Origin of the sequence: Sulfitobacter sp. 1A13353, assembly GCF_043557255.1 — a bacterium.
In the GTDB taxonomy this organism is placed as follows: Bacteria; Pseudomonadota; Alphaproteobacteria; order Rhodobacterales; family Rhodobacteraceae; genus Sulfitobacter; species Sulfitobacter faviae.
Genome location: NZ_JBIFFS010000009.1, coordinates 151,998 through 169,696, shown reverse-complemented (window position 1 = coordinate 169,696; position 17,699 = coordinate 151,998). Strand labels below are relative to the sequence as shown.

Genomic DNA, 17,699 nt, shown 5'->3' with positions numbered 1-17,699 from the left:
ATATCGAATCACCCGGGCGGCAAGGAGCCGCGCCGCGCCGCCGATCGCCCCTGTCGCGACGCGGTCGCGGGGCGAATTTCGGTTGTAGGGGGTGGCAAATCCCGTCTAGCTTGGGGCCTCAGCCGCCGCCGGAGAGGCCGCGGATTGACGGGCGAGATAAGGGAAAATTCATGGCCAAGACATTGATAACATGCGATTGCGCAGGGTCGCAGCGTATCGATTCCGATGCATTGGCCGAGCGTAGCGGTTTGGCGGTCTCCCCCCCCTGTTCGGCCCTTTGCACCATCCAGATCGACCGCGCGGCCAAGGCGCTCACCGCGGGCGATGCGATTTTATGCTGCACCCAAGAAGAGCGGGTCTTTACCGAATTGGCCGAGGAATTGGGCCTGCCCCCTGCCCCCCTCTTGGACCTGCGAGACCGGGCCGGATGGTCCGATGACCCCCGGGACAAACTACCCAAAATGTCCGCCCTCGCGACGGAAGCGCTGTTGGACGTTCCAGCTGAAAAAACCATCGACGTCGCCTCGGAAGGTCTTTGCCTGATCGTCGGGCGGGGCCCGGCGGCTCTGGAAGCGGCGGCGCAACTCAAGGACCACCTCAGCGTCACGCTGTTGATGGACGACGCGGTGACCGAGGCCGAGGACAGCCTGCCAGAGGTTCGCGATTTTGACCTAATCTCCGGCAAGCTGCGCCGCGCCAAGGGTGCGCTTGGCCAGTTCGAGGTGGTGATCGACGCGCTGCGGCAGGTCGATCCGCGGGGCCGTGGCCCGCTGACCTGGACCGAACCGCGCGACGGCGCGCGCAGCCAATGCGACATCATCCTCGACCTGCGCGGCGAGACGCCGCTCTTCCCCGCGCATGAGAAACGCGAAGGATACCTGCGCGCAGATCCGGGCCATCCGCCCGCCGTGGCCGCCGCCGTGCTCGCCGCTTCGCATCTCACCGGCACCTTCGAGCAGCCGCTCTACGTCCGCACCGAGCCGCTGCTTTGCGCCCATTCCCGCGCCGGGCAAACAGGCTGCACCGCCTGTCTCGACCTCTGCCCCACCGGCGCGATCACCCCCGACGGCGATCACGTCACCGTCGATCCGATGATCTGCGCGGGCTGCGGCGCCTGTTCCTCGGCCTGCCCCTCGGGCGCGATCAGCTATGACGCGCCGCCCGTCGATTTCACCATGCGCCGAGTGCAGACGCTGGCGCGCGCCTATCTCGAAGCGGGCGGCGACGCGCCGCGCCTCTTGGTCCACGACGCCCACGGCGCCGAGATGATCCGCCTCGCCGCGCGGCACGGGCGCGGGCTGCCTGCGGACGTGGTGCCGATGGAACTCGACGCGCTCGGCGCCTTCGGCCATGCTGAGGCGCTGGCCGCGCTCGCCGCCGGGTTCGCCCATGTCTCGCTCCTCCTCGGCCCCAAGGCCGACCGGGATGCCATCGAGACCCAGACCGCGCTGGCCCGCGCCATCGCAGGCGAGGCGCGGATGTCCCTCATCGACACGCCCGATCCCGAGGCGCTGACCGACATCCTCTACGATGGCGCGGCCCCTGCCCCCGTCGCCCAGCCCGTGCGCCCCATGGGCAGCCGCCGCCAGATCGCCCGCCAATCGGCGCGTGCGCTGAACCCCGAGGCGGAGGTGCTGGAACTGCCCGCCGGTGCTCCTTACGGCGCCGTGCTCGTGGACAAGGACGCCTGCACGCTCTGCCTCTCCTGCGTGTCGCTCTGCCCCTCGGGGGCGCTTGGCGACAACCCTGACCTCCCGCAACTGCGCTTTCAGGAAGACGCCTGCCTGCAATGCGGCCTCTGCGCCAATGTCTGCCCCGAGGATGCCATCACCCTCGCGCCGCGGCTCGACCTGACCGAGACGGCGCTGAGCCAGCGTGTGCTGAACGAGGAAGAACCCTTTGCCTGCGTGGAATGCGGCAGCCTCTTCGGCGTGAAATCCACCGTCGAGCGGATCACCGACAAGCTGCGCAGCCATTCCATGTTCGCCGATGAGGCCAAGCTGCGGATGATCCAGATGTGCGATGACTGCCGCATCAATGCGCAGTATCACAGCACCAATAACCCGATGACGGGCGCCGAGCGGCCCCGCCCCCGCACCACCGACGATTACCTCTCCAAACGGCGCGACCACTAGGCCGCCCCCAAGCACAGGAGCCACCCATGAGCGAAGACTTCAACATGTCGATGCGCAAGTTTCTCAAGCAGGTCGGCGTGACCTCGCAACAGGCCATCGAAAAGGCCATGCGCGAGCATGACACGAGCGGCAAAACCTTCCCGGTAAAGGCCGTGATCTCGATCCCCGAACTGGGGCTGGAACATACCATCGACGGCACCATCGCCGGCGCGGACAAGGGCGAGGCATCGGCGACGTGACTGCCAGCAGAGACGCGGTCCTGACCGCCTTGAAGACCGTGACCGATCCGGCCACGGGCACCGATATCGTGGCCAGCGGCGTGATGCGCGCGCTCAACGTGGACGACGCCGGCGCGGTGCGTTTCGTGATGGAAATCCCGCCCGCGCAGGCCAAGGCCTACGAGGACGCCAAGGCGCAGGCTGAAGCCGCGCTGGCACAGGTCGAGGGGGTCTCGAAAGTCTCCATCGTGCTGACCGGCCACAGCGAGAAGGCCCCGCCGCCCGACCTCAAGCCGCAACGCAAGGCCGAGCCTGCGGGCCCGCAAAAGATCCCCGGTGTGGAGCGGATCATCGCCGTGGCCTCGGGCAAGGGCGGTGTCGGCAAATCGACCGTTTCGGCGAACCTCGCCTGTGCGCTCGCGGCCCAAGGCCGCCGTGTGGGTCTCCTGGATGCGGATGTCTACGGCCCCAGCCAACCGCGGATGCTCGGTGTCTCGGGCCGTCCGGCCTCGCCCGATGGCAAGACCATCCTGCCGATGCGCAACCATGGCGTCACCATGATGTCGATTGGGCTCATGACCAACGAGGATCAGGCCGTGGTCTGGCGCGGGCCGATGCTGATGGGCGCGCTGCAGCAGATGATGACGCAGGTGCAATGGGGCGCGCTCGACGTGCTGATCGTGGACCTGCCGCCGGGCACCGGTGACGTGCAGATGACGCTGGCGCAAAAGGCGCAAGTCGACGGCGCGGTGATCGTCTCTACCCCGCAGGACGTGGCCCTGATCGACGCGCGCAAGGGCATCGACATGTTCAACCAACTCAAGGTGCCGATCCTCGGCATGATCGAAAACATGTCAACCCATGTCTGCTCGAACTGCGGTCACGAAGAGCATGTCTTCGGTCACGGCGGTGTCGCCTCGGAAGCGGAAAAATGGGGCGTGCCGCTGCTCGCCGAGGTGCCGCTCGACCTGCAGATCCGCCTCGCTTCCGACGGCGGCGCGCCAATCACGGTGAGCCAGCCCGACAGCAAGCAAGCCGCGGCCTTCCACGCAATCGCCAAGACATTGGTCGACAGCGGCGCGGCATGAGCGAGACCCTGTCCTTTCCCCCGTTGATGTCGGGCGAGACGGTGACGGGCGATGCCCTCGCCGCCGCCTGCGCCCGCGCGGCCGAAGGCTGCGACGCGGGGCTGATTTGCTATCGGCTCGGCGAGACGGAGATCGAGGCCGCGCTGGTTTTCGCCCCCGAGGTGCCGCTGGCGCGCGCCGTGGCGATGCTGCCGCTCTGCGGTGTCGGATTTCAAAACGCCCTCGGCGCGCTGTCGCCGCCCGAGGTGGCCGTTCAGCTGGACTGGGACGGCGGCATCCGCCTGAACGGCGCTTCCTGTGGCCGCTTTCGCATGGTGGCGTCCACGAGTGACGCTGAGACGGTGCCCGACTGGCTCGTCGTGGGCTTCACCCTGCCGCTCTACCCTGAAGACGATCCCGAGATGACTCAAACCGGTCTTACCCCCGATCAAACCGCGCTTTATGCCGAGGGCTGCGCCGAAGTGCAGCCCCCTGCCCTGATCGAATCCTGGGCGCGGCACAGCTTGCATTGGATCAACCGCTGGGAAGACCTCGGCCCGAAAGCGCTGCATAGTGAATGGCGCGGGCTGGTCTTCGACCTCGACACACAGGTGACCGTGCAGGGCCAAAGCGGTACATTCATCGGTGTCGACGAGGATTTCGGCATGTTACTGCGGGACAAAGAGACCACCAGCCTCATCCCGCTCACCACCCTATTGGAGCCCGCCCCATGACCCTCAAACTCGCCCGCGCGATCCATTTCGACGAAAGCGACCGCAACGTCTTCGCCTCCCCCGCCCGCACCGGCGAATGGTGCATCTCGGGCGGGTTCGAGTTCTCGGACTGGACCGAGGGTGATCTCACCGGCAAGGCACGCCAAGCTTTCGCCAACGGCTGGCTGGGGCTGGAAACTTTTGGGCGCGTCACCTTCGTCGCCGTCACCCAGATCGAAGAGGCCGAGGTCGAGGCGCTCACGGCCCTGCTGGCGCAGCATTTCGTGACATACTACGGCGCGCCCTCGGTCGATGCCGCGCGTCCCGTGGCGAAAGAGGAGCTTGCACAGATGGTCGACCTCTGCGCCGACCACGCGCCGAACTGCCTGCTCACCGTGGCGCGCGAGTTGACCGAGGCGGGCGTGCGCGAAAGCTTCCGCATGATCCAGCCGCAGGACGCAGGCCTCGAGCAATTCGCGATCCACGGCGATCTGCCCGAATGAGCCACCCGCGCCCCGGCAGGCGCGGATGGTCTCTAACAAAGGCTATTCAGCGTCTGCCGCGTTGAAGACAAAGAGCGTCTCACCGTTGATCTTGTAGTCATTAATCAAGGTTTTCGCGCGGTCTGATGTCAGCCAATCCTCCAACTTCAAGGCCAGTTCGTTTTTCACATGGCCATGCATCTCGGGGTTCACCGGCAGATAGGCATATTGGTTGAACAGGACCGGATCGCCCGCGTAGAGCAGCGCCAGATCGCCTTTGTTTCCGAAGTTCAGCCAGCTCGCGCGGTCCGACATGACATAGGCGGGCATCCCCGACGCGGTGTTTAGCGCGGCGCCCATGCCCGCGCCAACAGCGTTGTACCAATCCCCAAACGTCGCCGGGTCAAGGCCCGCTTCGGCCCAGAGCGACAGTTCCTTCTTATGCGTGCCGCTGTCGTCCCCGCGGCTCACGAAGGCAGTCTTCGCCTCGGCGATTGCGCCCAAAGCAGCCGTGGCCGCCTCGGACCCTTCGATGCCCGCCGGATCGTCTTTCGGCCCGATGAAGACGAAATCGTTATACATGATCTCGGTTCGGTGGCTGCCAAAGCCGCCTTCGACAAAGGCTTCTTCCGCCTTGCGCGAATGGACGAGGATCGCATCCACGTCGCCCGCCTCGCCCAGTTTGATCGCTTGGCCGGTGCCGACGACCAGCAGTTGAACGTCCAGATCAAGGTCAGCCGCGATCTCGGGCAAGAGCACGTCCGCAAGGCCCGAGTTGTTGAACGAGGTGGTCACCGCCATCTTCATCACATCCGCGGCCTGCGCGGCACTGCTCATCGCCAGCGCGGAAATTGCGCCGATCATCCAATGTTTCATTCTACGATATCTCCTCTTAGAAATGCCTGAGCCTCTGCGGTCTCAGGTCGGTTGAAAAACACATTTGCGGGACCGGCCTCGTGCAGACGGCCCCCCAGCAGAAACAAAACGTCATCGGCCAAGCGACGGGCTTGGCCAAGGTCATGTGTCGATAGGATCAGCCGCGTGCCGGTCGATTTCGCCGATTGCAAAATCGCCTCGATCTCTCGCGTCGCGCGCCCGTCCAATGCGGCACAGGGCTCATCCAGAAACAGCAATTTAGGCTTGCAGATCAGCGCACGAGCAAGAGCCAGCTTTTGCTGCTCACCGCCCGAGAGCACCGGGGCCGCGCGGCCTAAAAGCGGCCCTAAACCGACGCGGGCGGCCCATTCCTCGGCTTCTTTTCGCGCCTCGGCTTTTGCAACTCCGCGCAGGCGCAAGGGGTAGATGAGGTTCTCAAGCACCGTCCGCCGCAGCATGACCGGGCGCTGAAAGACAAATGCTTGGTGATGCCGCGCCTCCTCGGTCGAGCAAGCCCAGTCAATCTTTCCAGCCGACAGCCGCGCCGTGCCGTGCAACAGTTGCAACAGTGTGGTCTTCCCCGCGCCGTTCGGCCCCATCACAACCGTAGCGCCCTGACCGTCCAGCGTCAGATCGATCGGCCCCACCAGCCGCTGCCCCCGCCTGCGGCTTTCGATCGCTTTGGCTTGCATCGGGAAAAGCTGCGTCACCACCGGCCCTCCCGCTCCGTCCGGCCCAGCCAATGGATGGCGAGGTTCACCGCCACCGCCAACCCGATCAGCACAAACCCAAGGGCGAGCGCCAGGGCGAACTCCCCCTTCCCGGTTTCAAGCGCGATGGCCGTGGTCAACACACGCGTCGCATGGTCGATATTGCCGCCGACGATCATGATGGCCCCCACCTCGCCAATCGCGCGGCCAAACCCCGCAAGTGCCGCAGTCAGCAACGCGCGGCGCGAGTCCCAGAGCAGGGTGCGTATCTTCTGGCCCTGCGTGACATTCATCGAGATTAGAAGGTCATGATATTCCTGCCAAAGCTCACGGATCGACTGATGCGCGATGGAAGCAATCAGCGGCACGATAATGATCACCTGCGCGATGATCATCGCCGTCGGCGTGAAGAGCAGCCCAAACACCCCAAGCGGCCCGGAGCGGGAGAGAACCACATAGACGATCAGCCCTACCACGACCGGCGGCAAGCCCATGAGCGCGTTCAATATGGCAATGACCAACCGCCTTGCGCGGAACCGTTTGACGGCGACTAAGGCCGCGAGGGGTAGCGCGATCAGGCAGGCGACAGCCAAAGCAGAGAGGGTGACACGAAGGGACCGGCCGGCGATCTCCACCAACTCGGCATCGAAGGTAAAGACAAGCCAAAAGGCCTGCGTGATACCGCTCCAAATATCGACCATCTCGCGGAGGCCTCCCCCGAATAGGAGCCCCCGGCCCCATCGCCCGCGCAGAGTGTCAGGACTATCATTCGGACGCCAGAGCCTGTCGGCGTGAAAATACCTAGGAAGACAGGCTGACTTTGATTTTACCTCGCTCAGAAGAACAGAAGGTCAAGTGGCCCACCTGTGATTCCCGCGAAAGGAAGGATGTGGCTCGAACAAGGGGGAGCGGACGCGCGCGTGGGGTTAACTCGTGGTTGGCGAGGGCCTGTTGCCGCAAGAATAATTTTATTATTTATTTACAGTCATTTCTGTCGAGTGGGACATTCTATCTTTGCGTTTGGCCCAGATAATTAATGCCGCCTTGCCCTCTCCTTCCGCAAGAATCTATTGCAAGCTTCGCTCCAATCGCATTAAGTAACGGAAACAAAAGCGCTACCGAATAATAGCGTTACTGAGAGCGAGGGCAGATGTGACGGACACGGTACACATCAATACACGGATCCGCCGTAATGCGGAAACGCTTTCCGAGGCGTTGGAAAGTCACATGCTGAAGGTCTTTGCGCCCGACGCGCGCAAGGAGTTGCGCCGGTTCTCCGCAGGGGAAGCGGCTGAATTGCTTGGCATTTCCACGAGCTTCCTTCGCAAACTCCACTTCGATAATAAGATCGTCGATGTCCAGACCAGCCCCGGCGGGAGGCGGCACTACAGTGCGGACGATCTGCTCTCGATCCGGCGGACATTGGAATCCACCGCTAAAACCCGCGGCGCCTATCAACGCGGTCGTCGTGAGGGAGACAAACTTCAAGTATTGTCCTTTTTGAACTTCAAGGGCGGTAGCGGCAAAACCACGAGCGCGATCCACGCGGCACAGCGGTTGGCCCTCAAAGGCTACCGCGTGCTCTGTGTCGATATCGACCCTCAAGCGTCTCTAACAACTCTGTTTGGCTATCGGCCGGAGTATGATTTCCTGAATTCTGGCACCATTTACGATGCGATCCGCTATGATGATCCCGTCCCCTTGGCCGATGTGATCCAAAACACCTTCTTTACGGGTATTGATCTTGCCCCCGGCGGATTGATGCTACAGGAGTTCGAGCACGAAACGCCTCAGGCACTGCTCAACAACACGCAGCCCCCGTTTTTCGCGCGTTTGGCGACCTCCTTGCAGGATGTAGAGCAGAATTACGACGTGGTGATCTTCGATTGTCCACCGCAATTGGGCTATCTGACCATGTCGGCGCTCTGCGCCTCGACGGGTGTGTTGATCACAGTGGTTCCGAATATGCTCGACGTCGCATCCATGTCGCAATTCCTACAGATGAGTGCCGATCTGCTTGATGTCGTCTCTAATGCAGGGGCGAGCATGGAGTTCGACTTCCTGCGCTTCCTTATCAACCGTTATGAGCCGAATGATGGGCCACAACAGCAGGTTCTATCCTTCTTGCGGCAACTCTTTGACGAGGAAGTCATGGTGGCCTCGATGCTGAAATCCACTGCGATTTCTGACGCGGGGCTGACCCATCAGACCATTTATGAGGTGGACAGGTCGCAGTTTCATCGGACGACCTATGACCGCGCGGTGGATTCACTTAATCTTGTGAATGATGAGATCGAAAGCATGATCCAGAAAGCATGGGGGCGGTAATGGCACGTAAAGGTATTCTATCATCCGCTCCGACGAAACCTCTAAAGACGGAGCCGCCGAAAACGCCCGCGTTAGAGCCGAATAAGAGCCGGAGCAAGCCTAGCGTCATGCCCCGCGGGGCTGTTGGGGCGCTTCAGTCGTCGTTGAACCGGATGCAAGAGAATGCAGTTCAAGAATTGGACGGCAGTCTGATTGATATGGCCGGCGTCGAAGACCGCTTAGGGACTGATACGCAGGCTCAGAAACAGCTTCACGATAGTCTGAAGACCTATGGCCAGCAGGTCCCGGTTCTGGTTCGGCCGCATCCGGAAACCCCGGGCCGGTTCGAAATTGTCTACGGGCGGCGGCGACTTCAGGCTCTGAAAGCGCTTGGGATGCCGGTTAAAGCGATGGTGCGTCAATTGGATGACCACGCTTTGGTAATGGCGCAGGGCCAAGAGAACACGGCCCGTCAGGATCTCTCTTTCATCGAAAAAGCCAGTTTTGCGGCGCAACTCGATGCGGGGGGCCATGACCGGCAGACAATCGCGGATGCGCTTTCGATCGACCTGCCAATGGTCAGCCGGATGCTCAAGGTCGGCCATGCGTTCGATCTGCCCTTTTTGCGTCAGATCGGGTCGGCGCCATCCATCGGGCGTGATCGCTGGATGGCGCTGGTCAAATTGTTTGAACAACTGGGCGCTAAAGAACGGGCAGTAAAACGAATGGCGCGGCCCGATTGGGAAAGGTTCACTTCGGATGAACGGTTTGAGGCGATTTTCGCCGAGGCTTTGACGACCCCTGAAAAGTCTGCCGACTCCCCTGCCCCATCGGCCAAACCCCGCACGCTGCGGAGCCGAGATGGCAAAGCGCTCGCGGACATTCGCAGCGGCAAGCGTGGTGTCACGGTCACCGTGCCCGCCCGCGCAGCGCAGGGTTTTGATAAATGGCTCGATGCACATGCAGAAGAGCTTTTGCAGGAGATTCACGACCGCTGGCAGAAGACCCGCGCGTGAGACATTGAGGAAGTAGCAACAGGAGGCACATCCAAGACCACAAAAGAAAAGCCCCCCAGGATAAATCCCGGAAGGCCCTTCTCAAACTTTGCACCTTCGAGATAGCCCCAAAGATTTATCGATGTCAACTCTACCCGATGGGATAGGGCCGGTATTTTGTTGTCTTTCGTGATTTTAGATGGAAAACACGTTCCGAACTGCGTTCGGGCGGCCGAAATCGGCTACCCAAGTGGAATGCGAGGGGCCGGACAAATGGGCTTTGCTCGACCGGCTGACAACCGCGGCAGAGGCCTTCGATCTGTCGCACCGCACTCTCACCGTATTGAAGGCTTTGCTGAGTTTCCTACCAAGCCGGCATATTCCGGATGGTGCGGCGGGCATTGTATTTGCCTCAAACGCCCGGCTCTCTGAACGGCTTCACGGTATGCCGGAGAGCACTCTAAGGCGGCATCTGGCGCAGTTGGTCCGCGTGGGCCTGATTGCGCGACATGATAGCCCCAACCGAAAGCGTTTTGCACGAAACCAGGGGGGTGCAATTGCGCTGGCCTTTGGGTTTGATCTCGCCCCTCTTGTGGTTCAGGCAACGATGATTGAGACGGCAGCTCAAGCAGCCGAGGCAGAGCGGGAACGTTTGCAGGCGCTGAGGGACCGCGTGCTGGTCCTCCGCCATGCGCTGATCAGGAAGGGTTGCGGCGAGGGATTGGCTGATGAGGCGGGCCGGGTTCTGCGGCGCAAACCGGATGAAATGGCGTTGTCTGAACTTGAGGAGGCGCTCCGTGTAGCACTTGAAAATGCCTGTGGAGAAGAACCTGTGGGCGAAACAGCACCCGTCCCCCCTGCCCCGCTCACGGACCAAATGAGCGCCAACGACGGTGAAAATGAGCGGCACATACAGGATTCAGATAAATCCTATTTTGACTCTGAAGAGCGCGGCCAAGGCAATAAGAACCCGCGTACGGCTGACAAATCCGAACCTGATTATTCTGAGAAAGAAAAAAGCGTATCATTCGCAGATGTCGTGGATGCCTGCACAGAGGCTGGCATCTTTTTCCCAGACGCGATGCAAAACTGGGGAGACGTTGTGCGGGTCGGAGACCGGATTGCGCCGATGCTGGGGATTGACCCGCCTGTGCTAAATGAGGCAAAACGAGACATGGGCGCGGAGAGCGCTGCTGTGACGGTCCTTTGCTTGCTTGAGAAAGCCGCGACGATCCGTAGCCCCGGAGCTTATCTGAGGCGTTTGACGCAGATGGCCCGAAATGGTGCGTTTTCCCTTGGTCCGATGGTTTCAGCTTTGGCAAACCGGCGAAATTGTCAGCTGACAATTTGAAAAACATAGGTTTTACAGTGACTTAGGTTAACTTACGCCTGGCAATTTAAGAAATTGAGCGTTCTATCGGCAAAATCCCTCCATATGCTTCACCCTCCTCGGCTCAACGGCTAACTTAGGTGAAGCTCTCCGGGAAAACCCATGACCTCTGTCCGCCTCCGCCTGCTTATCCTCGCGCTCACACCGCTCATTGTGCTGATGCCGCTTCTGTTGGTTCTGGGCATGTCCCGCTGGACGGCGGATTATGACGAAGTCCTTATCGCGAATGTTGAAAGCGAGCTGAGGATCGCCAACCAGTATCTCGCGCGGTTGTTGGCTCAGACAGGGAATGAGTTGGACGCCGTCGCGGGGTCCGTCGAATTCGCCCGGCAGCTTGATAGCCCGGCGGCAGAGCAGGCGTCTCTCTTTGCCGAGATACAGGACCGGCTGGGTTTGGATTTTCTGCAATTCCTCCCTATTGAGGCCGCCATCGAAGACGGAGAGGATTGGCCGGTGATCGCCCGCGCCGCGCGGGGCCAGAGCGGCGCGGAGATCGACGTATTTAGGAACGCACGGCTGACAAGGTTGAACGACGCCCTCGCGATCCGCGCGCAGGTGCCGGTGATCGATACGCCCGCCGCCGTGCCCACGGACCGAAAGACCGAAGACCGCGGCATGGTGGTTCACGCCGCGAGCCCGGTTAACTTGGACGGCAGGCAAGGGGTCTTGGTCGGCGGGATGCTGTTGAACCGCAACCTCGACTTTATCGATACGATCAATGACCTCGTCTATCTCAACGCGGTGACCGGTGGTGACAGGCAGGGCACGGCGACGCTTTTCCTAGATGACCTGCGCATCTCGACCAATGTGCGCCTTTTCGAAGATGTGCGCGCCCTCGGCACGCGGGTCTCGGCAGAGGTGAGGGAGGCCGTGTTGATTGAGGGGCGCACTTGGCTCGACCGGGCCTTCGTGGTGAACGATTGGTACATCTCTGGCTACCAGCCGATCACGGATAGTTTCGGCGACCGGGTGGGAATGCTCTATGTCGGCTTCCTCGAAGCACCCTTTGCACAGGCGAAGCGGGAGGCGTTCTGGTGGATGCTAGTTGCTTTCTTTGCCGTGCTGGCGCTGTCGGCGCCGGTGTTCCTTTGGCTGGCGCGCGGTATCTTCTCGCCGCTTGAACGGATGACAAAAGTCATGCACCGCGTCGGCAAGGGGGAACTCTCGGCGCGGATCGGCGCGGTCCCTGCGCGGGATGAGATCGGGGCGGTGGCGCATCACCTCGATTGGTTGCTGGAGCAGGTGCAGGAACGCGACCGGCAGCTGCGCAGCTGGAATGATGCGTTGAACCAGCGGGTCGATCAGCGCACTGCTGAACTGCGCGAGGCGAACGAGAAGCTGGAGCAGACCTTTCGCCAATTGGTGATGAGCGAGAAGCTCGCTTCCATCGGGGAAATCACCGCGGGGGTGGCGCATGAAATCAACAACCCCGTCGCGGTCATCATGGGCAATGTCGATGTCATCCGGGAGACGCTTGGCGCGAATGCAGAACCGGTGGCCACGGAACTCGGCTTGATCGACCGGCAGCTGTCACGGATCGAGGTCATCGTCGGCAAATTGCTCAAGTTCGCCGCGCCATCCGAGTTTTCTGATTGTGAACATAATATTGCGCTGCGGCCCTTGGTGCAGGACTGTCTCGTGCTGGTCGATCACCTCATCAGCCGGGGCGGGATCGAGGTGCATTGCGATCTGGACGAGGTGCCGCCAGTGCGTGCGGACTCCGGAGAGATTCAGCAGGTCGTGGTGAACCTTGTGGTCAATGCGGTACAGGCGATGCAGGGGGCAGGGCGGTTGGCATTGTACCTTAGCCCTGAGAGCCGCGATGGCGTGGCCGGTGTGGCGTTGTCGGTGCATGACAGCGGACCGGGGGTGCCTGAGGCGTTGCTCGGCTCGCTTTTCGATCCCTTCTTTACCACCAAACCGGGGGAGGGGACGGGCTTGGGCCTGTCGATCTCTCAGACGCTGATCCAGCGGGCCGGGGGGATCATCACGGTCCGCAATCGGGAGGAAGGCGGTGCGGCCTTTACCGTTTGGTTGCCGCAAGCCCCCGAGGATGCGGCCCCCCCTGACTAGACCTGACGCGCAAGGGGGGGCAGGGGGCATCAGGCCGCCTTGCCGTCAAAGCCCTCAAGATAGGCCACGAGGATGTCGAGTGCGGCTTGCAGGTCGCCTTTCGACACCATCTCGGTCACCGTGTGGATGTAGCGGGTGCCGACCACGATCCCCACGGCCCGCGCGCCAGCGGCGGCTTGCTGCGCCGCAGCGCCGTCTTGTCCCCCTGCGGCAAGCATGGTGCGTTGGAAGGGGATGTCGCGGGCTTCGGCCAGCTTTTCGATGTCGCGCACGAGGTCCACATCGGCGATGAAGCTGCTGTCGCGGACGTGCAGGCCAAAGCCTTTGCCGAGCCGCGTGGTCGAGAGGTGCTCAGGCACGCCGGGCGTGTCACAGGCCAGCGTCGTGTCGATGCCAAGGCCGATGTCGGGCTGTACCTTATAGGCCGCCGTGCGCGCGCCGCGCAGGCCGACTTCTTCCTGACAGGTGAAGGCCACATGAATCTCCGCGCCACGCCCCTTTTCGGCCAGCTTGCGGATCGCCTCGATCCCCAGCCAGCAGGCCACGCGGTTGTCGAGCGCTTTGGAGACGAACTGCTCACCCATCTCAAGGAATGGCTCGTCCATAACCACGAAGTCACCAACCTTGACGATCTCCTTCGCCTTCTCGCCCAGCCCGAGGTCGACGAAGAATTCCGAGACTTCGGGGATCTTCTTACGGTCTTCGGGGGAGGAAATGTGAATGGGCTTGCCGCCGGGGTTCATCACGCCCTTCAGATCGCCCTGATCGGTGCAGACCAGCACCCGGCGCGAGAAGAGGTTGCGCGGATCGAAACCGCCGACGGGCTGGAGGTAGAGGAACCCGTCTTTCGACACATGGCTGACCAGAAAGCCGATCTCGTCCATATGGCAGAGCAGCATGATCTTGGGCGCTTTGCCATCGCCCGCCGTCGCATCCCGGCGGCAGAGGAGGGAGCCCATCGCGTCGGTCTCTACATTGTCGAACAGCCCTTCGATCTCACGGGTGATCAGATCGCGCACGCGGTGTTCGCGCCCCGGAACGCCGGGGGTTTCGCAAAGGTCTTTGAGTAGGTCGATGTTCATGCTGGCCTCATCCTTGGTGATTTGGCCGCACTATCGCGCCGCGCCTGCCGAAGTGCAAACAGGCGCGGCGCGATGAGGCTGAGAGGGCAGGGGGCTACATCTGACCCGGCAGGAACAGCACGAGCGCGGGGAAGACGAGCAGCAGGATCAGCCGCAGGATATCGACCAGCCAGAACGGGGTGACGCCGCGAAAGATCGTGCCGGTGGAAACATCGCCGACCACGCCCTTGAGGACGAAGACATTGAGGCCCACAGGCGGGGTGATCAGGCTGATCTCGGTCACGACGACGACGATAATGCCGAACCAGACCGGATCGAAGCCAAGGCTCGTGACCAGCGGGAAGAAGATCGGCACCGTCAGCAGCAGCATCGACATGCTTTCGAAAATGCAGCCGAGCGCGATGTAGATCAGGAGGATCAGCCCCATCACCACCCAAGGCCCGAGGTCGAGCGCGGTCACGGAGGCCAGCAGCCCTTCGGGCAGCCCCGCGAGGTTCACGAAGTTGGAGAAGATCCACGCCCCGATCAACACCGAGAAGAGCGAGGCCGAGGTGAGCGTCGTCTCCTCCAGCACTTCACGCAGGCCGCGCCAGCTGAGCCCGCCGCGCGCCCAAGCGATGAGGAAGGCCCCCGCCGCCCCCATGCCCGCGGCCTCGGTCGGGGAGAAGGCGAGGTGGATCGGCCAGAAGTCCAAGACCCCATAGAGCCCGCCGATGACCAGCGCAAAAAGCGCCAGCACCGACCAGACGTGATTGAGCGCACGCAGCCGCTCCCCCCATGTGGCACGGGGGCCAGCGGGGCCGGCCTCGGGGTTCATGGCGACGGAAAAGCGCACCGCGCAGAGGTAGAGAAAGATGCCAAGCGCGCCCGGTACGATGCCCGCGATGAACAGCGCGCCGATCGAGGTCTCGGTCAGCAAGCCGTAGATCACGAGGATGACCGACGGCGGGATCAGGATGCCGAGCGTGCCCCCGGCGGCGATGGAGGCGGTCGAGAGGCTGTCGGAATAGCCGTATTTGCGCATCTCCGGCATGGCGACCTTGGACATCGTGGCGGCGGTGGCAAGCGATGAGCCGCAGATCGCCGCGAAGCCTCCGCAAGCGACGATGGTGGCCATCGCCAGACCGCCCCGGAAGTGGCCCAAAAAGGCGTTGGAGACTTGGTAAAGCTCGCGGCTGATCCCGCCTTTGTTGACGAAAAGCCCCATGAGGATGAAGAGCGGGATCACCGACAGCCCGTAGTCTTGGCTGGTGTCGATGATCAGCCGCGACACCATGGAGATCGATGCGCGGTAGCTGGTCTCATAGACCAGCCCGATCATCCCGACGAGGCCCATGGCAAAGGCAATCGGCAAGCGCAGCAAGACGAGGACGAAAACGGCGGCAAAGCCGATGGCAGAGGCGATCATGTGGCAGGGTCCAGAAGTTGCGGCGCAAAGAGGCGCAGAAGCCCGCGCAGGATCAGCACGACAGCGGTGAGATAGGTCATCACCGCGATGAACATGCCGATGTAGAAGGTCGGGATTTCAAGATATTCGGTCACGTCGCCATAGCTCAGCGCGCGGTAGGCGAGGTCGACGACCCGCCCTGCCGGAAACCACAACATCACCCCGCAGCCCAGTGTCACTAGCCCGTCGCGCCAGCGTTGCAGCCCCCAGTTTTCAAAGGGGCGGTCCAAAAGATCGGCGGCGATATGCCCCTCGCGGCCCGAGAGGACCGGCAGAGCAGAGAAAACGATCAGCGCGATGCCGATGCGGATCAGCTCCGTCGCGGCTTCGATGGGCGCGTTGAAGACCGACCGCATGATGACATCGGCAAAGGTCAGCACCATCAGCGCGAAGAGCGCGAGAGAGGCCATCGTCATCGGCAGGGCCGAGAGGGCGGTGGTTAGGCGGATTAAAGAGCGCATGGCGGTTCCCTGGCTGGGGGCCGACCGCGTTTGCGCCCGGCCCCTTTGGCGGTGGGGGTTATTGGCTGGCCTTCGCCATTTCCTCACGCATCATCTCATAGGCGGCTTGCCCATCGACACCGGCCTCGTCGAGCTCTGCGATCACCTTGTCGCGCACTTTGGCGGCCATCTCGGCAAAGCGGGCTTGATCCTCTTCCGAGGCGGTGACGATCTTGTTATCGCCCGCGGCCTCGGTCGCCTCACGCGCGTCGACGTCGCTCTGGTCCCAAACCGCACCCATCATGCGGCTCGCCGTCTCGCCAAAGACTTCGCTGTCGAGCTTTTGCTGCACGTCTTCGGGCAGGCTGTCGAAGGTCTCTTGGCTCATGATGACCGAGAAGGAACCGCGGTAGAACCCGCCGGGCATTTCATAGACGTTCTTGGCCACTTCGTTGAGCTTGAAGCTGATCCGCTCGCCCATGTTCATGGCCACCGCATCGGCGGCCCCGGAATCGAGTGTTTCGTAAACCTTGGGCGCGGGCACCTGAATGCCGACGAGGCCAAGCTCCGCCCCCACATCCGCCGAGACACCACCGCCGAGGCGGGTTTTCAGCCCCTGCAGATCGTCGAGGGTGTTGACCTCTTTGTTGGAGTGGATTTGCCCCGGGCCGTGGGTTGTGAGCGCGATCACCTTCACGCCGCGGTGCTCGTCCAATTCAGACAGCATCGCCTCATGCACGCGCCAATGGGCAACCGATGCGGCCTCGGCGTTGCCTTCGTAGCCGGGGATTTCCACCAGTTTCGTGCCGACGAAACGACCGGGCGTGTAGCCGTGGAACAGAATGGCGATATCGGCGGCACCGTCCAGCAGCAGGTCCATCTGCGCGGGCGGCGGGGCGAGGCCGTTTTTCAGCTCGGTCTCGATCAGCCCATCGCTGGCCTCGGCCATCATGTCGGTCAATTGGGTGAACATGCCGGTGTTGACCGGGTGGCTTGGCGGCAGCCATGTGGAAATGGTCAGCGTCTCGGCGGCGAAAGCGCCGGTCGCGGTGCAGAGCGCAAGCGCACTCGTCGTGAGAAACTTGGTGAATTTGGTCATTTTGGGCTCCTCCCCATACCGTTCGATATGCCTTGGCAGGGTTCTCCCAAACCCGTATCGCCAAGTATATGCTTTTTCATGTATTCACATTTACAGCACGATTGGAACCATTTTTTGCGCCCGGGGCAAGGGCGGTGATCAGCCGCGAAGATCGCCCGTGTCATCCAAAGCGGCGAGCAGCGATTTCAGCGCGGGCTTCAACTGGGCCCCCTCATTGCCCTTCAGCATCTCCATCAAGGCCGCCTCATGGCGGCGCGCTTGCGGCACCAGTTCGGCGGCCAGCGCGCGGCCCGCGTCGGTCAGATACACCCGCACGCGGCGGCCATCGGCAGGGTCGCTGCGGCGAAGCAGCAGGCCGCGTTCCTCCATCTGGGCGATGATCCGCGTAAGGCGGGATTGTTCGGCCAGCGCCCGGCGCGCGAGCTGCGTGATCATCGCGCCATCAGTGTCCGACAGGCAGGCCAACACGCGCCATTCCGGCACCCGCAGCCCCGCTTTGCGCACCTGCGCGTGGAACTGCGCGCTTGCCACATCGCTGGCCGCCGCCAAGAGATACAGCAGGTAATCCGAGACGAATCCCCCCTCCTGACCCGTCTCCTTTTGGGCGGTTGCGTCGGTCTTTTGCTGCGTCACACCAGTTAACCCTTTGATGGAAAGAGGGCTCC

Annotated in this window: 17 protein-coding genes; 9 read left to right on the top strand and 8 right to left on the bottom strand. The window is 62.4% G+C overall.

Going from position 1 to position 17,699, the window contains the following annotated elements; genetic code table 11:
• Positions 1–170: 170 nt before the first annotated feature.
• From ACGYLO_RS20000 to ACGYLO_RS19980, 5 genes are read left to right on the top strand one after another with little or no spacing between them, the layout of a single operon-like run.
• Complete coding sequence (locus tag ACGYLO_RS20000) at positions 171–2,135, top strand: 4Fe-4S binding protein (RefSeq protein WP_276154482.1); 1,965 nt, start codon at positions 171–173, stop codon at positions 2,133–2,135.
• 26 nt (positions 2,136–2,161) lie between these two features.
• Positions 2,162–2,374: a DUF6494 family protein gene (locus ACGYLO_RS19995; RefSeq protein ID WP_271690286.1), complete on the top strand. Its 213-nt coding sequence runs from the start codon at positions 2,162–2,164 to the stop codon at positions 2,372–2,374.
• Positions 2,371–3,441 carry an iron-sulfur cluster carrier protein ApbC gene (gene apbC, locus ACGYLO_RS19990; RefSeq protein WP_271690285.1) on the top strand — a complete coding sequence of 357 codons (1,071 nt, stop codon included), beginning with the start codon at positions 2,371–2,373 and terminating at the stop codon, positions 3,439–3,441. The genes ACGYLO_RS19995 and apbC overlap by 4 nt, the downstream gene beginning before the upstream one ends.
• Positions 3,438–4,154, top strand: coding sequence for a biotin/lipoate--protein ligase family protein (locus ACGYLO_RS19985; protein ID WP_271690284.1), 717 nt, complete (start codon positions 3,438–3,440; stop codon positions 4,152–4,154). The genes apbC and ACGYLO_RS19985 overlap by 4 nt, the downstream gene beginning before the upstream one ends.
• The gene (locus ACGYLO_RS19980) at positions 4,151–4,636 is read left to right on the top strand and encodes a DUF6505 family protein (RefSeq protein ID WP_271690283.1); all 486 of its coding nucleotides are present in this window, start codon (positions 4,151–4,153) and stop codon (positions 4,634–4,636) included. Before ACGYLO_RS19985 ends, ACGYLO_RS19980 begins: the two co-directional genes overlap by 4 nt.
• A 42-nt stretch (positions 4,637–4,678) precedes the next feature.
• Here the strand turns inward: ACGYLO_RS19980 and ACGYLO_RS19975 are convergent, their stop codons facing one another.
• From ACGYLO_RS19975 to ACGYLO_RS19965, 3 genes are read right to left on the bottom strand one after another with little or no spacing between them, the layout of a single operon-like run.
• On the bottom strand, positions 4,679–5,491 hold the full coding sequence (locus ACGYLO_RS19975; protein WP_271690282.1) for a substrate-binding domain-containing protein: 813 nt from the start codon (positions 5,489–5,491) through the stop codon (positions 4,679–4,681).
• Entirely contained in the window at positions 5,488–6,201 is a 714-nt protein-coding gene (locus ACGYLO_RS19970) for an ATP-binding cassette domain-containing protein (protein WP_271690281.1), read from the bottom strand. The genes ACGYLO_RS19975 and ACGYLO_RS19970 overlap by 4 nt, the downstream gene beginning before the upstream one ends.
• Positions 6,198–6,902 (bottom strand): ABC transporter permease, encoded by a 705-nt coding sequence (locus ACGYLO_RS19965; protein WP_271690280.1) that lies wholly within the window; start codon positions 6,900–6,902, stop codon positions 6,198–6,200. Before ACGYLO_RS19965 ends, ACGYLO_RS19970 begins: the two co-directional genes overlap by 4 nt.
• A 451-nt stretch (positions 6,903–7,353) precedes the next feature.
• On the opposite strand from ACGYLO_RS19965, the gene repA reads away from it, so the two are divergent.
• From repA to ACGYLO_RS19945, 4 genes are all read left to right on the top strand, one after another.
• Positions 7,354–8,529 carry a plasmid partitioning protein RepA gene (gene repA, locus ACGYLO_RS19960; RefSeq protein ID WP_271690279.1) on the top strand — a complete coding sequence of 392 codons (1,176 nt, stop codon included), beginning with the start codon at positions 7,354–7,356 and terminating at the stop codon, positions 8,527–8,529.
• The gene (gene repB / locus ACGYLO_RS19955; protein WP_276155713.1) at positions 8,517–9,524 is read left to right on the top strand and encodes a plasmid partitioning protein RepB; all 1,008 of its coding nucleotides are present in this window, start codon (positions 8,517–8,519) and stop codon (positions 9,522–9,524) included. Before repA ends, repB begins: the two co-directional genes overlap by 13 nt.
• A 178-nt stretch (positions 9,525–9,702) precedes the next feature.
• Positions 9,703–10,854 carry a plasmid replication protein RepC gene (gene repC, locus ACGYLO_RS19950; protein WP_271690277.1) on the top strand — a complete coding sequence of 384 codons (1,152 nt, stop codon included), beginning with the start codon at positions 9,703–9,705 and terminating at the stop codon, positions 10,852–10,854.
• Between the two features lie 141 nt (positions 10,855–10,995).
• Positions 10,996–12,966 carry a cache domain-containing protein gene (locus ACGYLO_RS19945; protein WP_271690276.1) on the top strand — a complete coding sequence of 657 codons (1,971 nt, stop codon included), beginning with the start codon at positions 10,996–10,998 and terminating at the stop codon, positions 12,964–12,966.
• A gap of 29 nt (positions 12,967–12,995) precedes the next feature.
• Here ACGYLO_RS19945 and ACGYLO_RS19940 read toward each other — a convergent pair whose 3' ends face one another.
• The 5 genes from ACGYLO_RS19940 to ACGYLO_RS19920 form a co-directional block, all read right to left on the bottom strand.
• Complete coding sequence (locus ACGYLO_RS19940) at positions 12,996–14,048, bottom strand: M42 family metallopeptidase (RefSeq protein WP_271690275.1); 1,053 nt, start codon at positions 14,046–14,048, stop codon at positions 12,996–12,998.
• 94 nt (positions 14,049–14,142) lie between these two features.
• A complete protein-coding gene (locus tag ACGYLO_RS19935) occupies positions 14,143–15,456 on the bottom strand; it encodes a TRAP transporter large permease (RefSeq protein WP_271690274.1) in 1,314 nt (437 codons plus the stop codon).
• Positions 15,453–15,956, bottom strand: coding sequence for a TRAP transporter small permease (locus ACGYLO_RS19930; RefSeq protein WP_067266537.1), 504 nt, complete (start codon positions 15,954–15,956; stop codon positions 15,453–15,455). Before ACGYLO_RS19930 ends, ACGYLO_RS19935 begins: the two co-directional genes overlap by 4 nt.
• 58 nt (positions 15,957–16,014) lie before the next feature.
• Positions 16,015–17,034, bottom strand: a complete 1,020-nt coding sequence (locus tag ACGYLO_RS19925; RefSeq protein WP_271690273.1) for a TRAP transporter substrate-binding protein — start codon at positions 17,032–17,034, stop codon at positions 16,015–16,017.
• A 138-nt stretch (positions 17,035–17,172) separates the two neighbouring features.
• Positions 17,173–17,667, bottom strand: a complete 495-nt coding sequence (locus ACGYLO_RS19920) for a MarR family winged helix-turn-helix transcriptional regulator (RefSeq protein ID WP_067266533.1) — start codon at positions 17,665–17,667, stop codon at positions 17,173–17,175.
• Between the last annotated feature and the right edge of the window lie 32 nt (positions 17,668–17,699).